Genomic DNA, 12,843 nt, shown 5'->3' with positions numbered 1-12,843 from the left:
AAACAGTTTTTACTATGCTTTCCAAAGATAGATTCCTGTGACAATACGACTTTGACAACCGCATTCTCGCAGTTTCTATCTTTGGTACAACCTACCATTCTCAGCCAAAAACTGTCCACAGTATTGAAAATCCTAACCTGATTGATATTAAAGTAGATACCTCTAAGCTTGAGCATTTTTCTCTGGAGCCATCCCGCTCACTAAACCAAAATGAAAATCAGAATAAAACGAACATTACATGCTATAAATCGGGTGAAAAAACAGCGGTAAAAATTAATTTTAATCAACAGGTTTCTTGCCAAAGCATTACATGGCATACTGAATTAGCCGTATTGTCAGATTTTGATTATAACGCTTCTTCTCAGCAAAGTATTTACTCACCTTCAGATTGGTGGCTACTTTTTGAGTGGGACAACTTTCACCGCTTTAAGGGAATCGAAAATGCTAAAGTATGTATAGCGAATAATAAATCCTTACCAACAAAGAAAAAAAATACTGCATTATGTAAACCTTTGCCACAATCAGACCAACCTCCTTTATTATTAGCTTGGGGCAAGTCCACAACAAAACTTAATATTAATAACCTGAAGCTAACCGTCTTTGCAGATAATGAATTGTTGATTCATGAACTAAAAACAATCAAAGCATCACTACAGAAACAGTATAGTTATATACAGACTGTATTTTCACAACCAGAGCATATGAAGCAGATGCGCGACTGGTCATTGATCTGGGTAGGTATCGATAAGAAACATAAATCCTTAGGTGGTGCAGCGGGTAGTAGTGCCTATATTTCAAATTACCTGGTTGATAATCAACAATTAACCAAACAATCAATTCCAATGTTACTCAAGGTTTCAGCGCATGAAACGGTACATAGTATAACGGAATATTCTTTTCCTCTTTGGATGAGTGAAAGCTTGGCTGAATATTATGCTTATAAATCCATGCAACTAACTTTCTATACAGTGAATGATCCCCTGGCTGAGTGGAAGCAGAAGCGAGATGTAATCCCACATGTTAAAACAGGTTTGTATGAAGCTAATCTGAAGGTCGCAGAACAACATGACATGAGTTATTATCCGTTATTTTATGTAAAAGGCGCTGCTTTTTGGCAGGCTTTGGATAAGGCTTTACAGGACAAGCAAAAAACACTGGATACCTTTATACCCTTGTTAAATACTGAGACCACTCAACATAAGCTTAGTAATGCCTTTATAAAGCAAATTGAAGGTATTATTGGTAGTCAACGTTGGCAGGCATTGGCAAAAGACTATTTTTAAACGTAAGTTTCTGTGATAGACATAAGGTTTGGCAGGGCCTCATACTTAGGTTTAATAAACCTTAAGTATGAGGCTGTTGTTTCATAATGGCTTGAGCTGTTAATGGCTCATTCTGTTATGAAACAGTGATATGTTAAATATCGCCTACTTGGTTTGGTGGTGGCTCATGAGAGGCATTTTCTCTTAAACCAAGTTGGTTGCCATCAATGTCTTTAAAATAGGCAAGTTGAACACCCTGACCAGCATCTTCAATTGGGCTGACGTCAACATCTCTGGCAAGAAGCTCCTTACGGGCGCTTTCAATATCTTTTACAACGATCGTGTTGACTTCTCCACCGTTTGTGGCTGGATTCTTGCTTTCCCATAAGCCTATAGCTGTTCGTTTAATACCTGGCATATTCAACTGGCGCCATCGAGGATTTTCTGTAAAACGAGGGTCTACTTTAAAGCCAAGTTTATTACTATACCACTCAACACTTTTCTTGATATCTCGTACTTCTATCTTTGCGACAAAAGCATATTCGTCGGGAATAAGGTTTAGCATAATATTTCTTCCATGAAAAAGTCATGTTTAATAAACATATACCCACAGAGAAGGGTATATTTATCAGTGACTGATATGTATATGTTTAAACATACACTACTGATTCTTTGAGTATATACGTTTTACGGTCAATTTCTAGAATCTATCACATGTAATATGCTCACTGTGGTATGAGCTAAACCACAGTGAGTCTTACATGCTATTTAGTTAAAATACTCTTGATACACAACCATTTTACTACAATCTTCGGTAATCCATTTTTTGATAGCCTCTTTCTTTTCTTGCTCTGAGCTTAAGTAAAATGCAACATCAAGAGGTTTATAGGTTTTTACGCCTTTATTATTGTTGAACCACTGGGCGGCCTCTTTAGTCTCATTGATATTTTTATAGGCGGTCCACGGCGTATTTTTAAAATCGTACAATTTATCTGGGAGTGACAGTACATATGACCCTTCAATATCTTCATTGTCTAAACCACTATCACCGCTGGTCGTTATTTTGGCATTGAATCCCCAGAATATTGTACTGCTTCCCCGGCCTACGCCTGGTCTACCTTCTTTAGAGTGGTCATTTGAATAGTCCCAGTGTTTATCTGTAATACCAAAAGGTCTGAGCGCTCTCACTGCTTTACCTGTAAAATTGTGGTATTCCGGAATAATTCTTACTGCAAAAATATTTTTTCGTCTATCTGCATAAATATCATTTCCTGCAATAAGGTCGATTAAATTTAATCCCCAGCTACGGCTAATCGGATCTTCAGTGAGATCTGTGATAGACGTTAGGGCTTCACTACTGGATAAACTGTCTAATAATTCTTGAGTCAGTGAACTGGCATTTTCTTTATCCACTAAATCCCACTTGATTGTTTGTTCACCTCGTCCTTCTCGTACAATATCGCCAATATACTCAAGCTGAACATTAAAACTGGGCCCTTTATCAGAGCCACCCGTAAAATCTGATAAGGACACAGTGTTATCTGTAAACTCTGATAATGACAGTGTGGCAGGGATATTTTTCCAGTTAATGTTTTGGTTTTTGTAAGATTCCAATGTAGATTGTTCTATTTCATCACTCACCACCAAAACCACGATTTCCAGAGGTTTTTTCCAATCATACTTTATTTTAGTCATAGGGCCATAGTTGGCGCCGATAGGATTATAATAGTGAACGCGCTCATCATTAAGTGTATTGATATAGTGCTGATCGGGGAAGATATACTTTTTCATACCATCCAATCTAACCAGCATATGCACTTTGGGATTGTTAAATAACTCGGGATATTTTACGCCTTCTTCAGCAATCGCTAAGAAAGCAGGGTCAAGCAGTAAATGTTCGTCTTTGACCTTAATGGTTTTACTGGTATCTTTGGGGTCAGGTCGTTGATATTCACGTTCAGGGTCTAATGATAACTCAAAGACTGCATTATAATTTCGTTCAATTAGGTGCATATATTCACTTTGGTGTTCATTACCTGAGACACGAATGAGACGATTCGTACTGCCATTATTGGCCAATGTGACAGTAAAGTAGTATTGCATTAACCAAGCACCGAGGTACGTAAAAAGTCCTTTTCGACGTTCAGAAATAAACTGAGATGCCATAGGCTTAGTACCAAAGATGACTTGACTGCCGTATTGGTAGGAAGGATGATAAACAACACCATAAAGCGTCCCATCACTCAGCATTTGATTAACGGCATCAGTTTTATCTTGTGGTAATAAGTCATTAGCGGTGAGTTTACGTATCCAAGTGGTTTGCTTTGGACCATTCATGTTTTTCAAATCACAGCGTATACACTGGAACTCAGCTGGAATAATATAGGTAATTCCTTGTTCATCCCACGCTTTAAATTTTTGTCCTACTTCAGCTTTTAATATGACAATAATCCGTATTTGGTGATAGGGGGTAATGGTTTTATGTGAGCTGACAGGTTGCCAATCATCTTTGTTTTTGGAAAAACGCGCTCGCGCATAGATTAATGTGTGTTCATAGCTATCGTAATCAAGCTCAGCGTTATAATCTGTTTTAAAAGCACGCATTAACGAAATGAGGCTTTTGTTACTAATATAATGAATAGGGAATATTTCTTGGAATTGTGCTTTTATCGTTTCATCAATAGGGGCATTATAACGCGCACCTATGTAACTAGCGCCTTGAATAATATGTGTACTCTTTAAGTTTACCAACTTGGAAAACATAGGGAGAGGAATAGTATCAGAGTCAGAGTTTGCATCGGTATTAAGCGCTATGGGTATAGTGACATCATAAATTCCTTTTCCTGTTTCAATGGTGTCACGGACAAAGTCTTTTTCTTCTTCACTAAAGTCTTCTGTTGTCCATTTTTGAATGGTTTCTTCTTTTTTATAGTGTCCCAGAGAAACTCGGTCAATCAAGCCAGCCCACTCAACCCGTGTTACCCAGTATTCATCGAGCCCAATGGGTACAATGGGGTTGTAATCAGCATACCAGCCATCCTTTAAAATATAATTTTCGATATATTCATTTATAAATAAATCATCAATGGCAGCCTGGTAGGCGGCATCTCCTTGTGACTTATGTTTGCTGGCTAGACTGCTGGCTCTAAAAATTAAGCCCACCAAGCCATTGATCGCCATTGCTCGGATATGGAATTGTTGATAAAGCTTTTGGAAGTACTCATTTTGTTTACTATTATCCATTAAGCTTAATGTCGCATTAACATAGTCTAGTTCTTGGTGACTATTAAATAGTTTTTTAGCTTCTTGGATGCCATGACCATGAACAATATTGTTGACTTCATCAATGACTGAAAACAATGCTTTAGCGGCTTCTTTGGCAGTACGAATGCCAATGGCAAATGCCTGAACAACAGGAACAAATGACAGCACACCCGTGATCATATCAAAAGCGGATTCAGCTGCTGCAATCAGGGCATCATCAATGCCTGCTTGAGCTGCAACGGCTCGGCTACGGTGTTTTTCCAGCATATCAATTCCCTCTCGGCTGGGTGGATAGAGGAAATTAACAGGATTTTTAGGGACAACGGCGACCACACGACGGCTTTTTTCGAATTCAACTTTGCCATTGGCATCTTTAACAGGTTCGCTTTCACCTTTACCGATAACGTTAATTCGGTTTGCAGTGACATCATCAGCGATTGCCAATAGTTTATTTTTAACAGCTTTAGCGCGTTCTAATGACAACACTTCATTGTAACGTTCTGTTCCCTTAGGGCAGGCATGGCCTTCTAATGTAATGGATAAATAAGGCAGAAATTTTAACGCATCGGCTAGCTTCTGTAAGCTTTCATCGAAGTTTGTTGAGCTTTTATCGAATGGAAAGGTAACCCGAAGATAAAGCGAACCATTTTTTTCATCTTCAGTTACCTGGGTATCATCACCCGACAGTTCCAGTTCTTTAAGCTTGTTTTGGTAATTTTCTATTTTTTCTTTGTCTTCTGTTTCTTCTACGGGTACTGCAATATGTTCATCATAGGCTTTAACAGCACCACCCATTTCATTTGTGGCATCATCTACTTTTTGATAAGAGTCACTGACCCCTTTGACATCATTGTAAAACGAGTAGGTAGATACGGCAGCATCAACAATGGTCAATGCCTTTAATGCTGGCGCCATAAATCGCTTAGGAATACGAACGGCATGAGCAAAGGTCTTATCATAGTCTTCATGACTGAGCCACCATGAGCGAGTAAAGTAATCGGTGAATTTTGTTTGCTCTGCTAAATTAATGGGCTTAGTAAGCTTTTTAGCATTTTCTATAAGGTCTTTGCCAGAAAAAGCGAGGTCAATTGCAGAGTGAAAAACTGGATCATCACTTACTCGCTTTAAGTTACTCAAAAATAACGTACCCCATGCCATAGGACCATCAGCACCAAGAATTTCTGTACCAATATCTGTATACGTCTTTAATACATTGTAACCATGAATAACTGATTCAAGTCCCTCTGGACTTGATTGTGGATCATCTACTTGAGTTTTTGGAATATCTCCCATATCGGTAGCTCTTTGAATATAGCTCGCATAAAGATTGGGAAATTGTTTTACCATGGCCTCTTCAAGGCTGAAAGGGTCGCCGTTGATTAGTTCAAACTCTCCTGATGGCTTTTTGATCCCAAAACGGATCTTTTCTTTTAGTATATAAAAACCATCATCAATTATTTTTTTGCTTGTAGATAATGATGATAAATACTCAATGGCAGATTCAGAAATGGAAACCTTTATTCTATAAAAATCATTTTGAAAATTAGTAGGGCAAGGTAAAATGGCTGCTGTAATTGTGGTGTTTTCAATTGTTAAAGATTGTACTAACCTAGCTGAAATAATAGTATTATTAGTCGTTTTGTCGAGTACTTCAATTTCAGACTCTAAAAAATCAGAGTGTGAGAAACTAACAATGATAGTCTTAAAAAAAGGAATAAAGTAACCACGAACGGTCTTATCTTTGTAACTGTTATACCACTCTTGGTATTTGATTTCGTCCTCATTTTTATTTTCAATTTTTTCCTTATCTGGCTGACGCATCCAGACTTTAGCATTACTTTTTTTTGATACAGGTATTTCTATTGCTTTTAATTTTGTGGTGTTGGCTTCAAATCCTCCCTCTAGCTGGTTAAAAGCATTTGCCATGATTTGGGTCCAACTTTCATTACTATCCGTGGTGTCCGTTTCTACTCCACCTCCATAGTGAGCACTGTAAAAAAAGCTTGCTGCAGATAAGGGAGGTATAAAAAACTCATCCTCTTTAAGGTGCAGGTTAACAGGATCACCGAGTCCCCACCCTGGAGAATTCTTTGTTGAACTTTTGTTTTCAAAATTAGTATCAATGTTGACAATGGCACCTATATCATCTGTTTGTAGTAATAAAGGTTCATTGATGCCTTTATACAAAACACCTTTATCATACTTAGTGGATGACGTTACTACTTTTGATTTTTTGGCGATTAATATATTGGGAATAAGTGATGCCTCACCTGATGGTACTCCTTGGCTATCAACAGGAATAGAAAATAAATATGCTCTATCTTTACGAACTCGTTTAAATCCTGCCAATTTACTACTCCTTGGTGAAAAAAACTTAAAATGTAATTTTACTTAAGTGTTGCTTAAATAGATTTTTTATTATTGTAAACGGTGAGATTAAAAATCCTATACCTTTTTTTTCCTGGTTTTGGCAGAAACGATAGCTTAATTGTTTTATCTGTTTCAATGTTAATTTTTTCCATCCAGCGCATGCCTTGAGAAATTCTATATAAATAAATGAATTTTCCTGTTGGTCCAATAAGGCTAGTACTAGGCCTTTGGAACTCAAAAACTGGTTTTAATGGACTGTTAAAGGAGTAAAGACCTTTTTTGCTTGTGTTGTCAGAAGAGAGATAGGTAAACTTTTTTGTTGATGGGCTTCCTTGAAAATAGGTGTGTGATAGTTCTTGACCTGTATCCCAGGCCTTTAAAACTTTTCCTGACTTGAAATCATATATTTTAAGGGATTGATTATCTCTGGCAAATACCTTTGTATCATTTTCATATAAGTATATCGGCGTACCAAAATGATGGGGATAATCACTGAGTTTATTAGTTTTAAGATCGTAGTTTTTAACGGTTTGGGCATCCATGAAGTAAAGATTGTTATTATCTTTACTCCAGTTAAAGGATGGAATACCAACGCCATCTGCTATTACTGTTTGTTTTCTTGTTTTTAAGTCAAAAATACAACGCCAATATTTTCCTTTTGTCGCAACAAACCATGTATAGGCCAAATAACGATTATTAGGTGAGCGAACAATTGTTGTAGAAGGTGAACCTAGTTGCCCATTACCTCCTACACTAAGCTCTTCAAACGTTGCAACTTGACGTAGTTCATCTGCATTTAGACTCATACTCCATACTTCTTCTTTTCCATCTTCTCTATGAGGAGGATGACTCCACGCAAACTGGATACGAGGTTCTTTGTAAAGACTGCTATCGTTGATATCTTCCTTAATGACCTTTAACTCAGGAGCTTTTGGTTGTGCTTGAGCAGAGGTAGGATCAGATTTTACTGTATCCTTGGTTTGTCCAGGTTGTTGATCGTTATTTTGTTCACAACCGGTTATCAACACAAGGCTGAATAGGGCAATAAAAATGGATCTTGGCATAAAGTCGCTTCCCCTGGATTAGTCTCTCTAAATGATAGCAAAAACAGTCGTTTAGGATTTTTAACTGTGCCTCAATGTAATATGACTCTAAGTGGAATAAAGCAATGCTCTGTGTGTATTTTGTTTTTGATTTATGCTCAGATAGTCAAACTGTAATGTTATGTAACTGATTGTTGGCTTGTTTCACACACACATACACAAAAGGTAGAAGGTATTGTCAGGAAGCACGATGGTGAATGACAGTAAGGTAGGTTGTTTATGGAGCTGATGCGAGGGACGCATCATGAGTGCCAGAGGCCAAGGATGGCCTTTTGGCACGGGTGGAATAAATGAGCTACCTTACTGTTGATACACTGAATTGGACCAATCAATGACAGGCCTTGTTTGTTGTGTAGCGACTTGCATTAATGGCTTCAAATGAAGTATTACATATAGCTATTTTTGTGAGTGATGGCATTGCCCTAACTTAACTGCACGAAACAACATAAATAATATTCAACGCGCCGTGAATCCATCCCTGGAGGCTCAATTGCAGCATCCATGCTGCAAATGGTTTCATATTATTTATCTTGTCCGTGCTCATACATAGCGAATGATTTTACTACTTTTGATTTCTTTGCGATTAATACATTGGGAAGAAGCGATGCTTCACCTGATGGTATTCCTTGGCTATCAACAGGGATAGAAAATAAATAAACTCTATCTTTACTAATTTGTTTAAATCCTGCCAACTCACTACCCCTTTGTAAAAAAACACTTGAAATTTATTTAACTTGAATGCGTTTTAAATTGATCTTTTATTGTTGTAAATAGTTAGATTGAATATCCTATACCTTTTTTTTCCTGGTTTTGGTAAGAACGGTAGTTTAATGACTTTATCTGTTTCAATATGAATTTTATCCATCCAACTCAAGCCCTTAGAAATATTGTACATATAAAGAAATTTACCTTTTGGACCGATGAGAGTTATACTTGGCAGCCGGAACTGATAAATGGGTTCTAATGGGTTTTTGAATGTGTATATACCCATTTTATTTGAATCTTTGAATGAGATATACGTAAACTTTTGATTAGAGGGACTGCCTTGAAAAAAAGTATGCGATAGTCCTTGACCTGCATCCCACTCCTTTAAAACTTTTCCTGACTTAAAGTCATAAATTTTTAGTGATTGATTATCTCTGGCAAATACCTTTGTATCATTTTCATATAAGTACATTGGCGTACCAAAACGATGAGGATAATCACTGAGTTTATTCGTTTTAAGGTCGTATTTTTTTACTGCGCGCCCATCAAGGAAGTAGAGGAAGCGACTGTCTTGACTCCAATTAAACGAGGGTATGCCTACACTATCTGCAACGACAATCGTTTTGCGTGTTTTTAAGTCTAATATACAACGTAAGTATTTTGGCCCAAAAGGAGACCAGGCATAAGCTAAATAACGGTTGTTGGGTGAGGGAACGACAGTCGTGCCATTTTGACCCGTTCTACCATCTTCATCACATATAAGCTCTTCATGACTGGCCACTTGGCGAAGCTCATCACCATTTAAACTCATGCTCCAGACTTCATCTTTACCGTCTTCTCGGTTAGGAGGAGCATCCCATATAAACTGAATACGAGGCTCTTTGTAAAGGCTGCTATCGCTGATATCTTCCTTTATGACCTTTAACTCAGGAGCTTTTGGTTGTGCTTGAGCAGAGGTAGGTTCAGACTTTACTGTATCTTTGGTTTGTCCAGGTTGTTGATCGTTACTTTGTTCACAACCGGCTATCAACACAAGGCTGAATAGGGCAATAAAAATGGATTTTTGCATAAAGTCGCTTCCCCAAAATTAATCTCTCTAAATGGTAACAAAAACAGTCGTTTAGGATTTATAACTGTGCCTCAATGTAATGTGACTCTGAGAAGATTAAAGCAATACACTGTGTGTTTTTTGTTTTTGATTTATGCTTAGGTAGTTGAATTGTAATATTATGTAGCGGATTGTTGACTTAGTTTATTTCACGCTTTTAAAAGGGTGAAAGTGTTGTTAAAAAGCTTGATGGTTAAAGACAGTGAGGTAGGTTATTTATGGCGCTGATGCGAGGGACGGATCATGAATGCCAGAGATCAATGATGACCATTTTGCACGGGCGGAATAAATGTGCTGTAGAATTATTTTGATTATAAAAGTATGTTTTCTTTTTGATTTATAAATTTAAATTTTAATGTGTAGTATGAGGCCAAAAGACTACAGGATTTAGTTATTCATTCTATAGCGCAGGAATTAATGGGTACCGACTTGGTCGAATGTTTTGTCATGATAAGATAATAATTGATGCAGAGTAGATGTAACGTAAGAGGTGTATTGTTAAGGTTACGTTGTGACTAAATTATTATGGGGATCTCATCATGAGCATGAAAGATACATACGAAAAAAAGCTACAAGAACAACTTGATCATTGGAATGAGGAAATAGATAGACTCAAATCCAAAGCAGGGCATGTTAAAGAAGATACTCGCCACGAATATCACGAGCAGCTTGAGCATATACGACAGAAACGTCAAGAGGCTCATGCTAAACTACAAGAATTAAAAGCAGCAAGTGATGATGCCTGGGAAGATTTAAAAGCGGGCATTGAGTTAGCCTGGGACTCGTTGAGTGAGGCGGTGAAATCTGCTGCGTCTCGTTTTAAGTAAGTTGTCTAATCCATAGTATATATTGAGGTGTTAGTCATGACTGTTTTTAAGGCTACTTATACAGCTTTCATACTGTCATGGGCAGTACTATTTAGTATGTTTGGTATGGCTCAAGAAGATGAAAGTACAACATCAATTGAAGAGGTAAAGCAAGAGTCTCAAGAAGCGCTTCACGCTGTCAAAAATTACTCAGTGGAAAAGCGGGATCAGGCTATGGAAAAAGTATCTTCTGCTTTAGATAAGGTCGATATGCGTATTCATGCAATGCAAGAAGATATTGATAAAAACTGGGATCAAATGAGTGAGGCTACGCGAACAAAAACACGTGCAGCACTCAATGAGTTACATAAACAGCGTAACGAGCTGGCTGAATGGTATGGAGGGATGAAAAATAGTACCGCTGATGCGTGGGATGATATGAGACAGGGATTTTCGAATGCATTTTCATCCTTTCAGCAGGCCTGGGAAAAAGCTAAAAGTGAATTTAAGGACAGTGATGAAAAATAAGTCTTCTGTTGCTTAGTTAAGTGGAAAAAATGAATGAGGGGCTGTTATTTCAAGCCCCCCCTTAATTTAGCAGATTAATGTTCAAAAGAGAAAAGTGGTGTGTGAAAAGCTAACCTTCTGCAAATGACTGTGATATTTGGTCATTTGCTTGAATATCTTCAATAGTAAGATCATAAAACAGGTATTGTGGAAGGACACCGGGTGTGTTTGAATCCTTGATTAAATCAAAGGTTGCCCCTTCTGGGTAGTCCTCGAAAATGGCCTGTAGCCAGCCTGTTTCGACTTCTTCCATCTCTTTTGTCGAGAATGTTTGGCTCCAGCCATCATCAGTTTGTAGCGTGAGCATTTGATCTTTAGGCTTTTCTTTACCTATTCCATACTCAAACTTGACTACTAAGCCACGTGGCGTTGCATCAAGATAGGCGACTGATATTTTATTTTGCCGGTTTCGGTCTAAGTATTGTGCAGGTTTTACACGGCTGTTCTGACGAGGAGGCAAAACCTCTGGATTTTGGTCTAATAACGCGGGTGCTATGGGACCTACAGGACCATCCTCCAGTTCAAAGCCCTGACTACTTTCATAAATGTTAACGGCATCAATCGATGTGGCTCGGGAGTTTAATCGGCCAGGGTTACTTTCCAGACGGTCTATTTCTTCCCATGAAAGTTGCCGTTTACTATACATCATTTTGACGCCTGTAGCGCCTTGTTGAACCTCGCCATTCAGTTTATAAGGAATCCAGATAGAATCATAAGCTGTACCCAATGCTTCCCGTTCCATGTTGTTAGTGGGGTTGAGCTTACTATGACGTGTATTCCGATAAAATCCCAGACGAGTATCACGATAGGTTTGGTGTTTACCAACTTGAAGCTCTCGCCAGAGCTTGTTTTTCCAAAAAACATAAATCCATCCAGACTCAGGTAAAACATCTGATTCTGGACGGGTTTGATTTTCAGTGATATACCCAAGTGGTTTAATGGGAATAATAATACTTTCCCAACGTTCTTTGTCAGTCTCTTTGGGAATAGGCTGAATACTGTCTACTAGTGGTAACAGTAAAGGTGGCTCACCACGGCCATGCATTGCAATGCGTAACCCTAGCTTGCGAGGTATGTTTGGAATGCCATGGAAGACAACCAGACTGCGGTAGGGACTGTTGTCTTTTCGATAGGTCTCAGCCGCTTGAAGCTCCTGTGCTAAATTATTTTCCCGGCTGGCATCCAGATAAAGTCGTTGCGTTGAGGGAAGTTTGATGCCTGCAACTTCAATAACAATTTTGTAGTTCAGATCGGGTTCAGTATTTGGGGGCGGGACCGGTGGTACTACTCGTTCGGGGATGGGAGGCACCTTTTCTCGAATAACGTAAGGTAACAGTGGTATACCATAGTCTGTCTGTTCGAGACTGCGTACGTCATCCCAAACAGATGTTCCCAGTTCTGGGTCACCATAGATTGACATGGTTTGATCTGGTTCCCAATAGCGGTCTTCTGCAATGTCAAAAGAGGGGTCCTCTTTGTATCGCTCACTGAAAGGGCGCACATCAATAGGTTTAAAACGCATGACTAGGTTCCTGCCGTATACTTCAACACCATCATAAAAGATAATAACAAAACTGACGTATCGAGAGTTTTAACTGTACCGCATCATATTTATTATTTTTTGTAACTGTTTTTATTTTTCTTTACACAAAAAAAAC

At 38.3% G+C, this 12,843-nt stretch carries 9 protein-coding genes; 3 read left to right on the top strand and 6 right to left on the bottom strand.

The window, feature by feature from the left end:
• Positions 1 to 332: 332 nt before the first annotated feature.
• Positions 333 to 1,283, top strand: coding sequence for a hypothetical protein (locus ACQ96U_RS24670; RefSeq protein WP_431723940.1), 951 nt, complete (start codon positions 333 to 335; stop codon positions 1,281 to 1,283).
• Positions 1,284 to 1,416: 133 nt separating this feature from the next.
• Here the strand turns inward: ACQ96U_RS24670 and ACQ96U_RS24665 are convergent, their stop codons facing one another.
• From ACQ96U_RS24665 to ACQ96U_RS24645, 5 genes are all read right to left on the bottom strand, one after another.
• Positions 1,417 to 1,827 (bottom strand): VOC family protein, encoded by a 411-nt coding sequence (locus ACQ96U_RS24665; protein WP_431723939.1) that lies wholly within the window; start codon positions 1,825 to 1,827, stop codon positions 1,417 to 1,419.
• Positions 1,828 to 2,030: 203 nt separating this feature from the next.
• Positions 2,031 to 6,875, bottom strand: a complete 4,845-nt coding sequence (locus ACQ96U_RS24660) for an OmpA family protein (protein WP_431723938.1) — start codon at positions 6,873 to 6,875, stop codon at positions 2,031 to 2,033.
• A gap of 53 nt (positions 6,876 to 6,928) precedes the next feature.
• Positions 6,929 to 7,960, bottom strand: coding sequence for a hypothetical protein (locus ACQ96U_RS24655; protein WP_431723937.1), 1,032 nt, complete (start codon positions 7,958 to 7,960; stop codon positions 6,929 to 6,931).
• Between the two features lie 560 nt (positions 7,961 to 8,520).
• Positions 8,521 to 8,691, bottom strand: coding sequence for a hypothetical protein (locus tag ACQ96U_RS24650; protein WP_431723936.1), 171 nt, complete (start codon positions 8,689 to 8,691; stop codon positions 8,521 to 8,523).
• A gap of 53 nt (positions 8,692 to 8,744) precedes the next feature.
• Complete coding sequence (locus ACQ96U_RS24645) at positions 8,745 to 9,773, bottom strand: hypothetical protein (RefSeq protein WP_431723935.1); 1,029 nt, start codon at positions 9,771 to 9,773, stop codon at positions 8,745 to 8,747.
• Positions 9,774 to 10,351: 578 nt separating this feature from the next.
• Here ACQ96U_RS24645 and ACQ96U_RS24640 point away from each other — a divergent pair.
• Both ACQ96U_RS24640 and ACQ96U_RS24635 read left to right on the top strand, forming a co-directional pair.
• A complete protein-coding gene (locus ACQ96U_RS24640; RefSeq protein ID WP_431723934.1) occupies positions 10,352 to 10,639 on the top strand; it encodes a coiled coil domain-containing protein in 288 nt (95 codons plus the stop codon).
• A 36-nt stretch (positions 10,640 to 10,675) separates the two neighbouring features.
• Complete coding sequence (locus ACQ96U_RS24635; protein ID WP_431723933.1) at positions 10,676 to 11,146, top strand: hypothetical protein; 471 nt, start codon at positions 10,676 to 10,678, stop codon at positions 11,144 to 11,146.
• Between the two features lie 109 nt (positions 11,147 to 11,255).
• On the opposite strand, the gene ACQ96U_RS24630 is transcribed toward ACQ96U_RS24635, so the two are convergent.
• Complete coding sequence (locus ACQ96U_RS24630; RefSeq protein WP_431723932.1) at positions 11,256 to 12,707, bottom strand: hypothetical protein; 1,452 nt, start codon at positions 12,705 to 12,707, stop codon at positions 11,256 to 11,258.
• Positions 12,708 to 12,843: the final 136 nt, after the last annotated feature.

Origin of the sequence: Zooshikella sp. RANM57 (assembly GCF_050749885.1) — a bacterium.
Taxonomy (GTDB): Bacteria; Pseudomonadota; Gammaproteobacteria; order Pseudomonadales; family Zooshikellaceae; genus Zooshikella.
The sequence above is the reverse complement of the archived record's forward strand: the minus strand, read 5'-3'. Positions and strand labels throughout refer to the sequence as shown.